The organism is Enterobacter sp. UNJFSC 003, assembly GCF_036903355.1.
Classification (GTDB): Bacteria; Pseudomonadota; Gammaproteobacteria; order Enterobacterales; family Enterobacteriaceae; genus Enterobacter.
This window is the reverse complement of record NZ_JBAKHK010000006.1, coordinates 1-19595: the sequence shown is the minus strand read 5'-3', so window position 1 is coordinate 19595 and position 19595 is coordinate 1. Positions and strand designations below refer to the sequence as shown.

The 19595-nt window shown below is 54.8% G+C and carries 9 protein-coding genes and 1 pseudogene; 9 read left to right on the top strand and 1 reads right to left on the bottom strand.

Annotated features, from left to right (window positions below; genetic code table 11):
- Positions 1-12: 12 nt before the first annotated feature.
- The 5 genes from V5P19_RS15125 to V5P19_RS15105 all read left to right on the top strand — a co-directional run bounded on the left by V5P19_RS15125 (position 13) and on the right by V5P19_RS15105 (position 12269).
- Positions 13-9543: a hemagglutinin repeat-containing protein gene (locus V5P19_RS15125; RefSeq protein WP_334405036.1), complete on the top strand. Its 9531-nt coding sequence runs from the start codon at positions 13-15 to the stop codon at positions 9541-9543.
- On the top strand, positions 9533-10177 hold the full coding sequence (locus V5P19_RS15120) for a hypothetical protein (protein ID WP_334404654.1): 645 nt from the start codon (positions 9533-9535) through the stop codon (positions 10175-10177). Before V5P19_RS15125 ends, V5P19_RS15120 begins: the two co-directional genes overlap by 11 nt.
- Before the next feature lie 38 nt (positions 10178-10215).
- Positions 10216-10890, top strand: a complete 675-nt coding sequence (locus V5P19_RS15115) for a hypothetical protein (protein WP_334404652.1) — start codon at positions 10216-10218, stop codon at positions 10888-10890.
- A 581-nt stretch (positions 10891-11471) separates the two neighbouring features.
- Positions 11472-11720, top strand: a complete 249-nt coding sequence (locus V5P19_RS15110; RefSeq protein WP_334404650.1) for a hypothetical protein — start codon at positions 11472-11474, stop codon at positions 11718-11720.
- 96 nt (positions 11721-11816) lie between these two features.
- Positions 11817-12269 carry a hypothetical protein gene (locus V5P19_RS15105; RefSeq protein WP_334404648.1) on the top strand — a complete coding sequence of 151 codons (453 nt, stop codon included), beginning with the start codon at positions 11817-11819 and terminating at the stop codon, positions 12267-12269.
- 45 nt (positions 12270-12314) lie between these two features.
- Here V5P19_RS15105 and V5P19_RS15100 read toward each other — a convergent pair.
- Positions 12315-12686, bottom strand: a pseudogene (locus V5P19_RS15100) (SymE family type I addiction module toxin); the annotation flags it as partial.
- 333 nt (positions 12687-13019) lie between these two features.
- Between V5P19_RS15100 and V5P19_RS15095 the strand changes: the two are divergent.
- The 4 genes from V5P19_RS15095 (at position 13020) to V5P19_RS15080 (ending at position 19503) form a co-directional block, all read left to right on the top strand.
- Complete coding sequence (locus tag V5P19_RS15095; protein ID WP_334404646.1) at positions 13020-13649, top strand: response regulator transcription factor; 630 nt, start codon at positions 13020-13022, stop codon at positions 13647-13649.
- Positions 13646-16834, top strand: a complete 3189-nt coding sequence (locus V5P19_RS15090; RefSeq protein ID WP_334404644.1) for a transporter substrate-binding domain-containing protein — start codon at positions 13646-13648, stop codon at positions 16832-16834. Before V5P19_RS15095 ends, V5P19_RS15090 begins: the two co-directional genes overlap by 4 nt.
- Before the next feature lie 62 nt (positions 16835-16896).
- Entirely contained in the window at positions 16897-17325 is a 429-nt protein-coding gene (locus V5P19_RS15085; protein ID WP_334404642.1) for a DUF1090 domain-containing protein, read from the top strand.
- A gap of 63 nt (positions 17326-17388) precedes the next feature.
- Entirely contained in the window at positions 17389-19503 is a 2115-nt protein-coding gene (locus V5P19_RS15080) for a fimbria/pilus outer membrane usher protein (protein ID WP_334404640.1), read from the top strand.
- Positions 19504-19595 lie beyond the last annotated feature (92 nt).

The window sequence follows — 19595 nt, the reverse complement described above, 5'->3', positions numbered from 1 at the left end:
GGGACAGGGATGATGGAAAAGGATCAGGTTCGTTTTTCACAGCGCGCGCTGAGCGCGGTACTGAGCGTACTGTTAGCGACGCAGCCGTTATTGCCTGCGGTGGCGGCGACAATCACCCCGTCCGGCAATACGCAGATGGACAAGGCGGCCAACGGCGTTCCGGTGGTGAATATTGCCACGCCGAATCAATCTGGTATTTCCCATAACAAGTACAACGATTACAACGTTGGGAAAGAGGGGCTGATCCTCAATAACGCGACCGGGCAGCTCAACCAGACCCAGCTTGGCGGCCTGATCCAGAATAACCCTAACCTGAAGGCAGGGCAGGAAGCCAAAGGCATCATCAACGAAGTCACCGGCGCTAACCGATCGACGTTGCAGGGCTATACCGAAGTGGCGGGCAAGGCGGCAAACGTTATTGTGGCGAACCCTTACGGAATTACCTGTAACGGCTGCGGATTTATCAATACGCCGAATGCGACTCTCACCACGGGTAAACCGGTGCTCGATGCCAGCGGTAAGCTGCAATCGCTTGATGTGACCAAAGGCGCCGTCACCATCGAAGGCGCAGGGCTGAATGGTAGCCAGAGCGATGCGGTGTCGATCATCTCCCGCGCAACCGAGATTAATGCGCAACTGCATGCGAAAGATTTACGTATCGTTGCAGGGGCGAACCGCGTCGCGGCGGACGGTAGCGTCAGTGCGTTAAAAGGTGAAGGTGAAGCCCCGAAGGTGGCTGTAGACACCGGCGCGCTGGGCGGGATGTACGCCAACCGCATTCGTCTGGTCTCCAGCGATAAGGGGCTGGGCGTAAACCTGGGCAACCTGAATGCGCGGCAGGGCGACATAACGCTTAGCAGCGCGGGAAAAGTGGTGTTGAAAAACACCCTTGCCAGCGGCAGCACCACGGTTACTGCCGCGGATGTAATGCTAAGCGGCGACCATAAAGCGGGTGGCAGTTTAACCGTCTCCGGTCAGAACGCTCTGACGCTTGACCAGGCCCACATCGCCGCCGATAAAAACCTGCATTTAACAACCGGCGGCACGCTGACGCAGAACGGCGGTACGTTCACAGCCGCAAACGACGCGGCGCTTGCGGCAAAAAGCTTTATCCAGAGTGCAGATGCCCAGGCGGTCGCCGGTCGTCACCTTACCGTGAACAGTGCGGAAAACGCGGTGCTTAATGGCTCTGTCGTCGCGGGTCAGCAACTGTCAGTTCAGGGCGGCGAGCTGGTGCAGCGCGGAAATCTCAGTGCCTCAGAAATCGCGCTCAGCGGTCAGACGCTGACTCAGGAGAGCAGCAGCACAACCAATGCTAGCGGGAATATCACGCTCACCACGTCCGGCCACAGCCGGCTGAACGGCAGCAATGCCGCCGGACGAACCCTGGCCGTCAGCGCAGGCAGCCTCACTCACCAGGGCACGCTTGCAGCCGTTGCGGATACCCGGATTAACACCGGGACATTCAGCAATACCGGCACCGTTCAGGGCAGCAGCCTGACCGTCTCGGGGACCGATATCACCAGCTCCGGCAAGCTGAACAGCGCCTCCACGCTGGATATCCGCGCACGCAACGTCACCCTCTCCGGCGACACTGGCGCGAAAGGCAAAACCACCGTTATCGCGAGCGGTAACCTGAACAACAGCGGCAGTCTTATCAGCGATGACGCGCTGGCGCTGAACGCGGCGCAGATCGTCAACAGCGGTACGCTTTCTGGTGCCCGGGGGCTCGCGACCACCGCGGAGACGTTTACCGCCAGCGAAAAGTCAGTTACCCACAGCGACGGGGATCTGTTGCTTAACAATACCTGGACTACGCTTGCCGGTGAAACCAGCGCGGGTGGCACGATTACCCTGCTGGGGAACAGACTCAACACTACGGCAACGGCACAGACGCAGGGCAACGGCATCAGCCTGGACGTGCTAAATGCCAAGCTAGAAGGCACTCAGGCAGCCAAAGACAGCCTCGTCCTGAAGGCTGATGACACCCTCATTCACGCGGGGAAATCGTCAGCCTCAGCGCTTAAGGTGGAAACCGGGCATCTCAGCAACAGCGGGACGCTGACGGCCTCCTCGCTCGCGACTAACAGCCCTGACGTCATTAACAGTGGCCTGATCCACGCCGAAGCAACGCTTTCACTGGTCACCCGTCTGCTGGATAACCGCAGCAGTGGGGTGCTGTACAGTCCGGCCGCGCTGTCGCTTTCACTCGCTGAACTGAAAAACGCCGGCATTATCACCAGCGACGCCGCGCTTTCCCTGTCTGGCTCAACCCTGACCAACGGCGGCGAACTGAGCGGTGCCTCACTGGCTATTGATTACGACACGCTAAGTAACAGCGCGGGTGGTCTGCTGCTGGCTCACGGGGCAAACCGCATCACGGCGCGGTCGGTTTCCAGCGCGGGTAGCATCGTGGGCAACACGCTGACGCTGAATGCCGATCGCCTCGAAAGTGCCGGTCTGTTACAGGGCGATAGCGCACTGTCCCTGACCGCTGGAATACTGGATTTACTGGCAGGCTCCCGCACGCTCACGGGTGGGGCGCTCAGCCTTTCAGGCACCACGCTGACCACCGCAGGACAGCTACAGGGAGAGAACCTCAGCTTCCGGGGGCGTGACTGGAATAACAGCGGAAGTTCACTCGCGACCGGTTCACTTAACGCCTCGACCAGCGGCACACTCAGCAATACTGGCGATCTGATGAGTCAGGGCAACAGCACGCTGAATGCGGTCAATACCGTTAACAACGGCAACATGTTGTCGGCAGGTGAACTCTCGCTCACCGGTAAAACGCTACGTAACAACGGCACGGTTCAGGGGAACCGCGTCACCGCGCATCAGGACAGCATCACGAACAGCGGAACGCTGACCGGGATCGCCGCCCTGACGCTGGCTGCTCGCCTGGAGATGGCGGCGCCGTTACTGACGCTGGTGAATGACGCGTCGGGATCGTTGCTGACGGCAGGCGACCTGTCCGTGACGGGCGGCGAACTGAGAAATACAGGGCAATGGCAGGGGAAACGGGTACTTATTCATGCGCAGGCGCTTACGAACGGCGGTGCGATCCAGGCAGAAGATTTACTGGATGCGCAAATCGACAGCACCCTTACCGGCACCACGGGGAGCAAAATCACCTCCAATGGAGAACTGGCGCTCTCAGCACTGACGCTGGTGAACAGCGGTCAGTGGATTGCAAAGCACCTCACGCTACAGGCGAATACGCTGACCAACAGCGGTGAAATCACCGGCGTTGATACGCTTTCGGTTGCCGTTAACCAGATGAATAACCAGGCCGGAGGAAAACTGCTGAGTGCGGGCGCGCTGGCCCTTGATATGGGTAATGCGACCAACGCCGGGCAAATCCAGGGGAAAACGACCGCGGTTACGACAGGGCAGCTTATCAACAGCGGACGCCTTCAGGGGGAAGCGCTGACGCTGAATGCCTCCGGGGCTCTGAGCAATACCGCCAGCGGCGTGTTGCTGAGTGAGAACGCGCTGACGGTGTCGGCTGCCACGCTGAATAATCAGGGAACGATACAGGGCGGTGGAGAATCTGTGGTGAAAGCCACCACCCGCATGCAGAACGACGGCAAAGTGCTCTCTGGTGGCAGCCTCATGCTGACCGCGCCGGAGCTGGAGAACAGCAGCAGCGGGCTGGTTCAGGCGGTAAGGTTGCTGCTGGATGTGGTGAACGCCGTGAATAATGGCCGGATACTTGCGACCGACAACGCCGAGCTGCGGGGAACGACGCTTACCAACGACGGCACGCTGCAGGGTGCAGACCTGCTGATTAACTATCAACGTCTCACTAACGGCGGTACGGCGCTCGGTACGTCAGCGCTCACGGTGAAGGGCGATGCGATTGCGAATAGTACCAGCGGGAAGCTGTTCAGCGCAGGTAATCTCGCCCTCAACAGCGGCACGCTGAATAACGCCGGTCAGATTGTGGCGCTGGGGGATGTCACGCTTCACCTGTTAAGTGCGCTGGAGTTCAGTGGAACGCTGGCCGCCAGCAACAACCTGTCTCTCACCGCTCAGGGGGACATTACCAATAACGGTACGATGCAGGGAAACAGCCTCGTTCTGAGCGCTGGCGGCGTGCTCACCAATAACGGACAGGTCACTGCAGGTAACGGTCACAGCACGTTCAGCGCGCAACGTATTTTGCTCAATGCAGCCGGTAGCCTCTCTGCAGGCGGCGACGTGGCGTTTAACAGCCTGAGCGACATTACCGTAAATGGCTTTACCGGTACGGCAGGTAGCCTGACGATGAATGCGGCGGGCACCTTGCTCAATACCGCATTGATTTATGCCGCCAATAATATGCAGCTCTTTGCCGACCGTATTCATAACGTCTACGGCGATATTCTGGCAGGGAATAGCCTGTGGATGCAGAAAAATGCGGCGGGTGCGGCGAACAGTGAAGTGGTGAACACGTCCGGGAATATTGAGACGCAGAAGGGCGATATTACGATCATTACAGCCCATTTATTAAATGAGCGGGATGGAAGCAATTCGAATACTCAGATAATTGATTTGGATAACCCTTCCTGGGTTGGTGATTCATCCTTTGTTGTAAGCCTGGATGATATGGAGGAAGGAAGCTATTCAACAGTAAAAAATCGCACGGATGTCTGGGTTGGAAGCTGTATGAGTTTCCCAACTTATCCAGGTGCCTGCACGATGGATGAGCCTTTCTTTACCACCTCTTACCGGATTAATAATTCGGGTCAAACTAAACGTTTTGCTATTAAACGAACTGAGGTTGATGTAAGCAGTGCTGGCCACGCAGCGCGCATAGCATCAGCTAATAATCTAAATATCACTGCAAATTATCTCGACAATAGCGGTAGCAATATACTTGCTAATAGCGACATTAGCCTAAAAGGTACGCAACTCAACAACCAAAGCTATCAGGCCAGTTCTGAGACGGAGTATCTTGTCTACACGGCATCAACCATTAATGCCGGTGGTATAACCTATACTCTGACTGGGCGTGAGGTCGAATCAGAAAATACCGCTAACGTTGTTAGGGCAGTAATACAGGCTGGCGGCAATGTCTCAGCCACCTTCACTAACGACATCAGCAACACGCTCGTCACCGCGAATACGGACGGCTTTAGCAATACCATTACCGCCCCAACGCTGACCCCACTCAGCAACCAGTCCATCGCCAACGGCGAGCAGGCGCAGTCCCTTGTCGAAGCGGATGCGCAGGACATCACCACGCCGCAATGGCGTGATGCGTTGAGTGACGCCCTGAAAGATATCTCCGGCAGTTCATCACTTTCCGATCAGAGCGCCAGCAGCGGTAACTACCCACTGCCGTCCGGCAACAACGGCTATTTTGTCCCCTCCACCGATCCCGATAGCCCGTATCTGATAACGGTGAACCCGAAGCTCGATGGCCTCGGCAACGTGGACGACAGCCTGTTTGACGGACTGTATGACCTGCTCGGCATAAAACCCGGCGACGCACCGCGTGAAACCAACACCGCGTACACCGATCGGAACCAGTTCCTCGGCTCGGCGTATTTCCTGGACAGGCTCGGCCTGAATCCGGACCGCGACTACCGGTTCCTCGGCGACGCGGCGTTTGATACCCGTTACGTCAGCAACGCCATTCTGAACCAGACCGGCAGCCGCTATATCAACGGCATCGGTTCAGATCTCGACCAGATGCGCTACCTGATGGACAGTGCCGCCGCGCAACAGAAAACGCTGGGGCTGAAATTCGGCGTGGCGCTCACGGCGGCTCAGGTTGCCGCGCTTGACCACAGCCTGCTGTGGTGGGAAGCGGCGACCATTAACGGTCAGACGGTGATGATCCCGAAAGTCTACCTCTCACTGAAGGACGTCACCGTTCACAGCGGCAGCGTGATTAGCGGTAATAACGTCCAGCTGGCGGGCGGTAACGTCATCAACAGCGGCAGTACGATCGCGGCGCAGAATGGCCTGACAATCGACAGCAGCAATAGCCTGAGCAACCTCAATGCCGGGCTGCTGAGTGCAGGCGGCGGGCTGAACCTGAGCGCGCTGGGGGACATCAACAACATCGGCTCCACCATCAGCGGTAAAACGGTAGGGCTGGAGAGCGTCACGGGCAGCATTAACAACATGACCCGCGCGCAGCAGTGGAATGTCGATGCGGGCAATGTGCGTTTTAGCGGCACGGATGTGGGCAGGATCGCCTCCATCACCGCTACCGACGGGCTGACGATGCGCGCCGGACAGGATATCAACGTGACCGGCGCAAACGTGTCGGCGGGCGGCAGCCTGGGTATGGCGGCGGGTAATGACATCAACATCACCGCCAACGAGATTGCGACGAGCGAGGGACGCGCCGGGCGCAACCGCGCAACCACGGAGACGGCGTCGGTCACGCATCAGGGCAGCACCCTGAGCGCGGGCGAAGACCTCACCCTGCAGGCGGGTAACGACGTGAATGCCCGTGCGGCGGCGATGGCAGCGGAAGGGGATGTGGGCATTCAGGCCGGTCGGGATGTGAACCTGCTGGCGGAAGCGTCAACGGAGCGCTCCAGCAGCCAGTCGAAGAAAAAAACCGCCATCGATGAGTCTGTTCGTCAGCAGGGAACGGAGATTGCCAGCGGGGGTAATACGGCGATCCTCGCCGGGCGCGACGTGACCGCGCAGGCGGCTGACGTAACGGCGCAGGGCGATATCGGCGTGGCGGCAGGCCGCGACGTGAACCTGACGACGGCGACGGAGAGCGATTACCGCTACCGGGAGAAAACCAAAACCAGCAGCGGCTTCCTGAGTAAAAAGACCACCCACACCATCGAGGAAGACAGCGCGACGCGGGAGAAAGGCTCGCTGCTGAGCGGCGACAACGTGACGGTGTCGGCAGGGAACAACCTACTGGTTAAAGGTTCGGCGGTCGCCGGAGACGGCGACGTGGCCCTGTCCGCAGGCAATAACGTGGACATCGTGGCGGCGACCAACACCGACACCTCATGGCGCTTCAAGGAGACCAAAAAGTCCGGCCTGATGGGTACGGGCGGCATCGGCTTCACCATCGGCAGCAGCAAAACCACCCACGACCTTCGCGAGCAGGGCACGACGCAGAGCGAGAGCTTCAGCACTGTCGGCTCAACGGGCGGTAACGTCAGCCTTACCGCGGGCAAACAGGCGCATATCGGCGGGGCGGATATCATCGCGCAGAAGGATATCAGCCTCACCGGCGACAGCGTGGTGATTGAGCCGGGGCATGACAAACGCACCCGCGATGAGAGGTTTGAGCAGAAGAGCAGCGGTCTGACGGTGGCGCTGTCGGGGGCGGCGGGGAGTGCGGTGAACAGCGCGGTGCAGACGGCACGCGACGCGAAAGGCGAGAGCGATGACCGCCTCGCGGCGCTGAAAGCCACCAAAGCGGCGCTGTCAGGTGTGCAGGCGTCGCAGGGTGCGGAAATGGCGCAGATTAACGGCGATCCCAACAGCGGAATTGGCGTAAGCGTTTCGCTCTCCTCGCAGAAATCGAAATCCGAGCAGCACATGCAGAGTGACACGGTTGCGGGCAGTACGCTAAATGCGGGGAATAATCTGTCCATTACCGCGACCGGAAAAGGGAAGGGGGAGAACAGCGGCGATATCCTTATCGGTGGCAGCCAGCTGAAGGCGGGCGGCGACACCACGCTTGCCGCAGCGAACGACATTGTGCTGGGCGGTGCAGCCAGCACGCAGCAGACGACCGGCAAGAACAGCAGCAGCGGTGGTGGTGCGGGCGTCAGCATTGGTGGCGGGAAGAGCGGTTACGGCATCGGCGTGTTTGCGAATGTGAATGCCGCGAAAGGCAGTGAAAAGGGCAACGGTACGGCGTGGACGGAAACAACGCTCGACAGCGGCGGGATGGTCTCCATAACCAGCGGTCGGGACGCCATTCTGAACGGCGCGCAGGTAAGTGGCGATAAAATCGTTGCGGGTATCGGACGTGACCTGTGGATGAGCAGCCAGCAGGACAGCAACGATTATAAATCGACGCAGAACAGCATGGCGGCAGGCGGCAGCTTCACCTTCGGCAGCATGACGGGTTCCGGCTACATCAGCGCCAGCCAGGACAAAATGAAGAGCACGTATGACTCGGTGCAGGAGCAAACCGGCTTATTCGCGGGTGACGGCGGCTTTGATGTAACGGTGGGACGCCACACGCAGCTTGACAGCGCGGTGATTGCCTCGACGGCGACGGCGGATAAAAACAGCCTCGATACGGGAACGCTGGGCTTCCGGGATATCCACAACGAGGCGGATTACAAGGTCAGCCACAGCGGTATCAGCCTCAGCGGCGGCGGTGATTTTGGCGGCGACGCATTCAAGGGCAACCTGCCGGGCGGTGTGGTATCGGTAGCGGGCAGCAGCGGTCATGCGGAAGGCACGACGCAGGCGGCGGTGGGTGAGGGTAACATCACCATCCGGGATACCGCGAACCAGCAGCAGGATGTGGCAAACCTGAGCCGGGATACGGAACGCGCGAACGACAGCATCAGCCCGATATTTGACAAGGAGAAGGAGCAGCAGCGTCTTGCGCAGGTGAGTGCCATCAGTGATATCGGTGGACAGGCGGCCGACATTGCCCGAACGCAGGGAGAGATAAATGCGCTGGAGGAAGCGCGTAAGGAGCATCCTGACCTGACAGTTGAGCAACTGAAAGAGACGCAGACGTACCGGGACGAACAGGCGAAGTTTGGTACGGGCAGCACCATTCAGCGTGGTATTCAGGCGGCGACGGCGGCGCTTCAGGGGCTGGCGGGGGGAGATATTGCCGGTGCACTGGCGGGGGCTTCGGCACCGGAGCTGGCGCATTTGCTGAAATCAACCGAGGGCAACCCGGCGGTCAACACCATAGCGCACGCGATACTGGGCGGCGCGGTGGCGGCGCTGCAGGGGAACAGTGCAGCGGCGGGGGCGGCCGGTGCGGCTACGGGTGAGCTTGCGGCGCGTGCCATTATGGCGGCGATGTATCCGGGTAAAGCGGTCAGCGACCTGAGTGAGGAGCAGAAGCAGACGGTCAGCACGCTGGCGACAATATCGGCGGGGATGGCCGGAGGGTTGGCGGGAGACAGCACGGCTTCAGCAGCTGCGGGGGCGCAGGGCGGGAAGAATGCGGTTGAGAATAACTCGCTGAGTAAGAAAGGCAAGCTACCGGTCAATATCATCGATATCAATCCGATGCTGAAAATCGGGATCGAAGATGCGAATGGCGACCTGCTTAAAGGCGGTGGTGGGATTGGTAACCGGCCTGTAAATATGTCACCTGAAGGTGCAGGGAGAAACGGAGCATTCCGCGAAGCAAAGCGAGAGTCTGGCATTCCAGTAACTCAGCAGCCAGATAGAGTTACTCCTAATTATGATCGCCGAGGTAATTTACAGCCTGGCATAACTTATGAATTTGATGTTAGGAATCCAAATGGTACTGTTAGTACTATAAAAATCCGAGATGATGCGGCAGGTCATTTCTTCGGCGCGAATGATTCTCAAAACAGAGGTTCTCATTTCAATGACGACAAAGGAAATCACTATGACTATTAATGAATATAAAATTAGGGTTGCTGATGATCTGACTAAAACGAATGACGTGATCTGCTTTGATTACATTCAGAGTCTGCCATCTGGATATGCGGCTATAAGTTATGAAAAGTATTATGATAATAGAGAGGATGGTTTTTTTGATCTTTTAAAGAAGATTTTTCTAACTATTCATGTCGATGACTCTCAAAAGGTATATTATTACAATGAATTTTCATTTCTGCTTAATGACACTAAAATAAATCGTCACAAAGGATATTGGGGCCTAAAACCATATAAATCAAGAAAATATGATTTTTTATCTTGTAAAGCGCAAAGTGTTTTAACTTCAGGGACCCAACTGAAAATGAAAGGAGTAGCTAAGTTAGATATGGATGAATTAAAAATTCTCATCCATGAGGTGTCATATCAAGAACGATCATTTTTCTTCTGTTCTCCTCATCTTAACTATAATATAAACGATTTCATTTCCGATATTGAGGGTTTAATGTATTCTCAGGTTATAAATTATGTATTGAATGATGATGGTGTGGTATTCATATTGCTAGGAGATGAGGATTTTAGAACCTCAGAGGTAGTAGTAATAGCTAAACCTAAAATTATAAATTTTTTAAGGCGAGTGGATTTTTCTGGATGATTAGTTGGTAGCCCCCGATGCCACTGTAGGGCGGTAACGTGCTCAGGCGAAAAAGGCACGTCGGGGTAAAAATTATCACGCCAGAAGCGCTTCGGGAATTACCGAACTTTAAGCATACTGGCAAGGTTGGTTTAATATTTGACCAAAAGTTATTTATCAGGCTGTTAAATATGAAAAAAAATTCTTTTGTTATTATCGGAGTATTTCTGGCTTCAATTTTACTAACCAGTTGCCATTCCGTTTATAAATCGTTACGCATCGAACCTTTTGATTTTTACAGTACGGACCTAGAATATGTCAACCTTACACCGGAGTTGGCTCTAAAATATCATAATCATTACAATACGTTGATAAGAATTGAAGACCCACCTGAGTATGCCAGATTGGCCGCGGATTTAGGTGGTGGTATGGGATACCACGGTTATACCAGCAAAGCATTATTGCCTGCCTGGGATAATTTGTTCGAACGTTTCTTGGTCTGGCAATCTTCACCAGGTGATGTCGAAACAGTAAGTGATGTTGTTGAGACTAAAAAGTATGGTGGTTATCTCAGTAAAGATGTGAAGTTTGTTAACGTAGAAGGGACAAAATATTTAGTATTTATTACTTACCATTCTCTGTCACCAGACAATCTCATGGCTTATGACGAGGAAAATGTCAGGAAAATGAAGGCTCTGTATAAGAGTTTGGGTACCACCCTCATAGATAAATGATATAGTTTGTCCGAAGCCAAAAGGCGTGTCAGGGCAAAAAGTTACAGTGCCGAAAGTACAGCAGGCAAAAACGGCTGTAACAGACGGAAAGCACAGGGAAAAATAGACTTCATTCCTGCAATCCGCGTCAGAGAGAGTTGTTGTTGAGAATAACTCGCTGAGTAAGGATAAGATCTTTGACATAAACCCGATGCTGAAGATAGGTATTGAAGGGGCTGATGGCGATCCGCTGAAAGGGGGGGGATAGCTAAAGGTGGAAACCGTGCAGTTAGTTCCCTGGAAGGGGCGAAACTAAAAGAAGACTATCGACAGGCTGAGAAATATGGGCAGGCTGGAGTTAAGGAGCTAGAGAATGGAAATTATCGCTTTTATGGTGATATGACACCATCCAGAACAACTGGGTAAATGGCAGAGGCCAGACAGGTTAGAGAGTGGGATCCAAAAACAGGCCAAACCAGAACCTGGTATGAAACACTCGACCATGCTGGAAATATTCGTTGTGTGGCTCCGAAACCCGTTACCAATGATAAGAACCACCATATTTTTGATGCTGATGGTAATTATCAAGGAAGGAGATAAGTATGAACGTATTTCCATCGCGTTATGAAATTGCTAGCGCAATTAATAAGTTAAAATCGGGTGCGCTAGACAGAACCAATGTTGTTCAATGGGCTTTTTCAATTATTGATGCGGATGATATTAGAATCACAGATCAAGTTGCCTGGAAAGTGATACAAAGCTTAGGTGCTGTCGATCTTCCGTCCTCAGATCGAGATTACTTGTATGGTATTGATGATTTTGATGATTGGTTGCGATTATTAGAATCATGATGTTAGAGATCCCGACCACCGAGCCGGGATCTTGTTTTTAATCGTCAGGCTTCCCAACAATGCCCGTTCCCGCGCTTGATTATTGGCAGATCGTCGGTGTTGGAAACCATCCTGCTACAGATGTCACTGGCACATGGTGAAACACATGTACCACCAGAGCAGACTCTATGCCGCCAAAAAGGTAAGAGCAATATGATTACTGATGCTGAGCTTCATGAATTTGAACAATCCATATTTACCGGAGTAACGGTGGGTGTGGGATCTTTAGTTTTGCTGTTTTCATCTGGCGCTAGAATAATGATCCAGTGCCCATTTCAGTGTGGGGAAAAAGAGCATTTACTTACAGGGCATGGCGAGGACTTATCGACCAGTAATTTTTTATTTCCCTTGCTTAACCAAGTAGTCAGGAGGTGTTCTGTTCTTGATGGTGAAATATTGAGTCTTTTCTTCGATAATGAAAAGTATATAAATATCTATCCTGAAAATAACGGATTTGAGTCTTATGTTATTACTACCAGTCACGGAGATTATCCGGTAATTATTTACTGATAGTGATCCCGGCATTTACGCCGGGATCTTCTTTTTAAACGTCATTTACCCCCGCTTAATCACTGGCACATCCCCCAAATCATTCAGCGCTCCCGGAAATGTCTTTAACCACTGCGCCACTTTCTTTTTATTAATATTCACCACACTCATGCCTTCAAGACATCCCCATAACTCACGTGTATGTTGCGGCGTAATGACAATACAATCCTTCATCACCCGGATTTTTACAGGCATCCCGTTAATGAAACCTGCATTTGCGAGCCACCTGCCGCTAAGAGGAAGGTATCGACAGTCCACTCGTGAATAAAGCTCACAGCAGGCAGAACTGTCTTCCTGCGTTTCCGCTCGGGGATGAACGGGGGCAGTATCGGTTCGGTTCCCGTGCAAACGACGGATGTCATTTTTACTTATTAGATCGCTTTTTTCAGCAATACTTTAAATGCTCCCTTTACTGTAAAGAGATTATCTCTTCGCCAACTATACCGATGTGAATAAAATACACTTTATGGTGACTATATAAGTATGGATACATCTTCCCTGCTGGTGGAATAATGTAATTTACATGAGCATTTCCGGGTAAATAACAATATCAGTGATTTCACGCTGTCTTCCAGGTAAACATTTCACATTATCATCGAATATTCTGAATTATTCTCAAAACAGACAAACCTTGTCCTGATTCGGCACGTGGTAGGCTATGGTATATGTCGCGTAATGAAGTCGTTAATGCCCAGGGAAGAATAAACAACAATGACGAAAATACTGCTTGTGGATGACCATCCGGCAATCTGCTTTGCACTCAAGGTGTTACTCGAAAAAAATCCGGATTTTACCGTGACGACATCGTCCGGGGAGAACCTGCTGGCACTGCTGCACCGGGAGCTGCCGTCGCTATTGATCCTCGACCTTGAACTCAAAAATGCCGACGGGCTGGATCTTCTTCCGCGCATCAAGCACCACTTCCCCGCGCTCAAGGTGCTGGTTTATACCAATCATCCCGCAGGGATCTACGCGCTGCGTACGCTGAAGGCCGGTGCGAGCGGGTTCATTAATAAAAGTCTGGCGCTGGATCGCGTCGAGCCTGTTTGTCAGCTATTGCTGGATGGCTATCACTGTTTCCCGGAAGAGACGCTCACTCACGTTGTTGAGGCTGCTGAGGTAAAAAATGATCCCCAGACGCTGCTGGCGAGTTTCTCCGATCGTGAAATTGCGGTACTGAACTATCTCAGGCAGGGCAAAAGCAACAAAGAGGTTGCCGAGCGGCTGGCGCTCAGCAATAAAACCATCAGCACCTATAAGGCGCGGATGATGAAAAAAAGCGGCGTTGAGCAGTTTGAACACCTGTTCGATCTTATTACCCCACCAGAGCCAGACGCGTGAGAATCGTTTCCCTTATCCTGCTTTTTTGTATCACGTTTTCCGTCGCCGCCACTCCACCGGGGGAATCCCTTCGCTTGCTGGCGCGTAGCCATGAAGAGGTGATCGAGCCGGGGCTCAGCACCAGCGAATGGCGATGGGTGCGCGAACATCGCAAAATCCGCCTGGCGGTCTGGGAGCCGATGATGCCTCCTTATGACATCACCACAGGGCTGAACGATTACGGTGGTATCAATGCGGATTTCACCGGGCTGATGGCGGAAAACCTCGGGGTGGAGATCGAGGTTGTGCGTTATCCATCCTATGACGATGCTCTGGCCGCATTGCGGGCAGGAAAGGCGGATTTTATGCCCCAGGCGGGGAAGAACCAGCAAAAACAAGGGTTGGTACTGAGTGTTCCCTACAGCGACAACATTGCGGTTGAGGTGATCAACACTGATGCCTCGCCCGATGAGCCGGTGAAAAGGATCGCCGTTTCTCCTGTCTACAACAGCAGCGACGTGCTGGCCCGCTATCCCGGGGCAGACATTGTGAACTTCTCCTCCACCCGGCATGCACTGGAGGCGCTGGCGTTTCGCAAAATCGATCTGTTCTTCAGCGATGCAATCACCGCGCGCTACCTGGCGAGTCAGTCCAATTTAAGCAATCTCAGCATTCGCCCGGTGGTGGACACGTTTGAGGTATCAGGATTCTCGTTCGCCGCGATGCCGAAGATGGCGGTCTGGATCGCGATTCTGGACAAAATGCTGATGGCGCTGCCGGAGAATGCGGGGGTGGAGATCCACCGTCGCTGGAGCGGGGGGATCCCGCTCTCCCTGAGCGAGGAGCCACCGCGTTATACCTCCCTCGAACGTAAATGGATCAAAGAGCATTCCCGGATCCGCGTCGCGGTGGCGCAGGATAATGCCCCCATTGCCTTTTTCAACACGCGCGGGCAGTTGCGCGGCATCCTTGCAGATCTCCTTACCGCACTTCGTTTGCGCACCGGATTTACCTTTGAAATCCGCCGTTACCCCAGCCAGGACGCGGCCTTCAGGGCAATTAACCGCGGTGAGGCCGACCTGATTGCCGGTGTGAGTCAGGAAGGGATTTGGCAGGCGGATCTGCTCACCACCCGAACCTGGCTGTACAACTCCTGGGTTATGGTGGGACGCGCGCTCCCGGGAAAGGAGGCGCTACAGCCCAGAGTAGTAAGCCTGCGCGGTGAAGCGCCAGAAAGCTGGCTTGTGAGACAAAACAGCGGGCAGACGGCGAAAGTCGATACCTGGTGGCAAGGTTTTAACAGCGTGGTCAATGACAAAAACGACATGATAGTTGTGCCGCTTATCATTGCGAATGCTCAGCTTACCCGTAAAGAATTTGCGTCGCTGAAAATTTTAGCCAGCATCGATGCCGAACCGTTGCGCTTTGCCTTCGGCGCGTCGCGGCAGGCCTGGCCGCTGATCACCATTCTGAATAAAGCGCTGATCAACATCCCGCCTGAGGATCTTCATGCCCTGACGCGCGGCGGCAATACGGGCAATGTTTTTGCATCTGTATCGACAACGGCGCTGCCGAAAGCGTGGATAGTGGGATCCACCGTCGCCGGCACGGCGTTGCTGGCGCTCGTGTCGTGGTGCATCTACCGCAGGCACCGCGTACGGCGGGCGCGCATCCTGCAGCTTATGCGGACGCTGCGCGCGGCGAAACATCGCGCAGAGCGTGCCCATCGTGGAAAAAGTGCCTTTCTGGCCACCATGAGCCATGAAATTCGCACCCCAATTAGCGCCATCACCGGCATGCTGGAGCTGGTCATGAAACGCCCCGACAATGCGCCACAAAATCAGCAGTCGATACGGGTCGCCTGGGACGCGGCGCAATCGCTGTTGCTGCTCATCGGTAACATACTGGATGTGGAGCGTATTGAATCCGGCCGTCTGGTGCTCCGTCCCGAGCGCGCCTCGCTTCGAAACCTGATAGAAGGGACTGTATCCCTGTTTGAGGGGCTGGCCGCGCAGAAATCGTTGAAACTGTTGCTTGAGATGGATACGGCCCTGAAGGGGGATGTCCTGATTGACGTGATGCGTTTTCGCCAGATAGTCACCAACCTGCTGGGGAACGCCATTAAATTCACCGACAGCGGGCAGGTGATGCTGCGCGCGCAGCCGCTAGGGCAGGACGGCGACGATATGCTGCTTGAACTCACGATAGCGGACACGGGGGAGGGGATTGACGACGCGACGCGACAGCGCCTGTTCCAGCCTTTTAGTCAGGGAGAGAGCCGTAATATGGCTCAGGGGAGCGGGCTGGGGCTCTATATTTGTCGTCAACTTGCCGACATGATGGAGGGAGACCTGACGTTAAGCAGCGTGCCGGGCGAGGGCACGACGGTCACGGTGACGCTCAGATTGCCGGTTATGGCCGCACTGCCCGAGAAGGCGGTCGATCCTGCCGTATCGCCCGCCGAGCGGTCTGCGCTGACCATCATGGTAATCGACGATAATCCGGTCGGGCGGATGCTGCTTACCCAGCAGCTGGAGTGGTTGGGGCATTGTGTCACCCAGTATGACAGCCCGAAAATGCTGCTCGACAGCCTGGCGACCCGACGGCCGGATGCGGTGATCACAGACTGTAACATGCCCGAAATGAGCGGCTATGCGTTATCGCGCATCATGAGTGAACGTTACCCGGATGTCGTGGTGTTTGGGATGACGGCTGACGCGCGTGAATCCGTTCGGGATGAGGCGCGGGAAGCGGGTATGCGCGACTGTATTTTTAAACCGGTCACGCTTGTGGCGCTGGAAAACCTGATTTCCTCCCTGACCCCGGGCAGGAAATCCCCTGTTGTTTCATCTCTTTCTCTGACGCTACCCGCAGCGCTGCTGGACGGTGAGCATCTGGCAACGTTTTTGGATCTCCAGATAAGCGTGCTGGAAGAGACGCTGAGCGGTATCGCGCTGTGGCGAAACGATCCCAATACCCCCCTGAATGACGCGCTGCACCGGCTGCGTGGGGGAATTCAGCTGCTCGGTCTGTCAGCGCTGGAAGCGCGCTGCCTTGAGCAGGAGCTGGCTGCCAATAGTGAGGGTATCCGCCAGCTAGAGGAGGACATTCTGGCACTGAGGGACGCGCTACGACACTGGCGCGAGACGGGACTACAGCCGGGCGAGACGGTCCTACAGCTGAATGAGGACGGGCGTACAGCGTAATCTTCCCCTCCATCGGGGTACTCTTTCCTTCGAGGACGTTTACACATAAAGGAGATATCCCGATGAAAAAATTAGTATCCGCACTGGCCGTTATCGCTTCTGTAGGTATGTTCACCTCCGCACAGGCTGCAGAAAGCTGCTCCGCTAAAGCAGCCGCGCTGGAAAAAGAGATCCGTATCGCCGAGCAGTACGGCAATACCTATAAAGTCAACGGCCTGAAAAAAGCGCTGGCTGAAGTTAAAGCGCATTGCACCCCGGCAAGCGTACTGGCTGATGCGCAGAAAGATGTGAAGAAGCTGGAGAAAAAACTGGCTGAGAAACGTGAAGATATTGCTGAGGTTCAGGCAGATCTGCGTGAAGCGAAAGCCAAAGGTGACAGCAAGAAAGTGGCGAAATATCAGCGCAAACTGGCAGAAAAACAGAGCGATCTGAGCGGTATTCAGCAAGAACTGAACCGTGCTCGTGCCGCCCTCGCCGCCCTGCAGAAATAACGTTTATGTGTAAAAAAGGTGAGGAGGCGTTTGCCTCTTCACCTTTTTGCGCTGGCTGTCATCATGACGCTACTCCGTATCCTCGGATTTATGCTGTTGTTCCCCCTGGCAGAGAGTCGCGCGACCACCCAAAAGACGTGGGTGATCCTCAACAACCTCTACAAAGGGGCGATTTCGTTTGATGTTTCTGCGTCGGGTCCTTGCCTCAGCCAGCCGTTGATGGAGGAGTGGGGCGTGCGGCATGCGGTGCTTGCGCGTCTGGTCTGGGATACCAAAGGTTGCCTGACGCCACAGTCAGCGGAGCAGTTTAATCTCAAATACTGGTATCGCCCGGAAGCGCAACTGCTTACGCTCCTGTTCCCGAAAGAAGCCATTAGCCCGCAGCAGAATGGGGTCAGCACAAGCCGTTGGGATGATGGCATCAACGCGCTGTTTATTAACTATCGTCTGGATGCGGATAACAGTCAGGCACAGTACGACTGGGAGCATTCCGGCACCGAGGCTACGCTGAGCCTGGACAACGGCCTTAACGTAGGTCCTTGGCGGCTGCGTTATCAGAACACCGTCTGGCGTGATAAAGAGGGGCAACACGGTTCGTACAGCAACGCGATGTCTCTCTGGCGTAGCATTACGCCGCTGCGTTCGCGTTTGACCATGGGTGACGGTAATACGTCTTCAAATTTGTTCGACAGCCTGACGTTTCGGGGGGTATCACTCGCCAGTGACGAGGCGATGTATCCTGATAGCTGGCGGCCGTATTCGCCCTGGATCAACGGCTATGCCCGTTCAGAGGCTGAAGTGACTATTCACCAGAACGGCGTACGTGTTTACCGTATACACGTTCCCCCCGGCCCCTTTACCCTTCGCGATTTTTATCCGCCGGATCCAAGCGGCAACCTGGAAATGACGATCCAGGAGAGCGATGGTACGGAGCGTACCCGCCTGCTGCCCTATTCCAGTATGCCGAATCTGGTGCATCAGGGACTTTTTAGCTACGAACTGGCGGCCGGGCGTTATAAACCTTTTCACGGTATCGACAGGGATAAGGACCGCTTCTGGCAAAGTACATTCTCATGGGGGGTTGCACCGCAGGTCACCGTTTTTGCCGGGCTGCAGCAAGGGGAGCACTATTTCAGCCAGGTTGTAGGTATTGGCGGTAACTTAGGGCTGTGGGGCGCGTTTTCCGGAGATGTCACCGCGGCTCGCTATACGCAAAATGAGGCGAGCCTGAGGGGCAAGGTGTGGCGCCTGCGCTATGCCAAAGCGTTCTTTACGACCGAAACCAGCCTCACTGCACAGCTCCAGTGGTATCCGCGCGGCGAGCATTACCGTTCGCTGGAAGAAAAAATCTCGCGGGCGGATTTGCTCAGGTATGGCTGGGACGATGATGTTACCCAGCGGGCGCTTCGCGGGCAGCTGGAGCTTAACCAAAATCTTGGCGAGGACACCAGCCTGAGCCTGTCATGGTACGGGTTAAAATCACGCGAATCTGCCGGGGGCAGCACGGGGGCGACGTTGAGTATGAATACGACCTTGCACAGCGTGGATTATAGCCTGTACGGCGGATATGAGCGCTATGGCAAAAACCCGGACGAAACCACCGTGGGTATCAACATCAGCGTGCCTTTTTCCCTTTGGGGGACGACGAGTAATGTCGGCTATACCACCGAACTAGCAAGCCGGGGGGAAGATAGTCATGGGGTTAATGTCTATGGTTCAGCGTTAAGTGATTACAGCCTGCGGTACGATCTGAAGGCGACGCATACCGTGCACCATAATGACGAGCTATCTGCGAACCTGGGCTATCAGTACAACGCGGGAGAGCTAAATCTCAGCATGGTACGCGGGGGAATACGCCGTGATTATCATGCTGACACCAGCGGCAGCATTCTGGTACACGGTGACGGGGTTACGCTGGGCCAGCAGCTGGGCAGCACCGCTGCGCTGGTGGCCGTGCCAGGCTCGCCGGGAATTGGCTTCTATAACCAGTTTGGCTCAACCACCAATGCCAACGGCGAACTGCTGGTGAGCTATCTGACACCATGGCGCGTGAACCGGATTACGGTCGACAGTCTGAGCCTGCGGGAGAACACAACGCTGGATGTAACGGAGCTGGAATCTGTTCCTACTGATGGTGCGATCGTTCTGTTGCGCTTTCCTCAACCTGTGTCTGACTGAGATAAAAACAAACTGTGACCTGCCCCCAGGATTAGATACAACCTTCAGTTAGTAATGTCGGTTGGTTTTTCTTCATATTTCCTGTTTCGCCA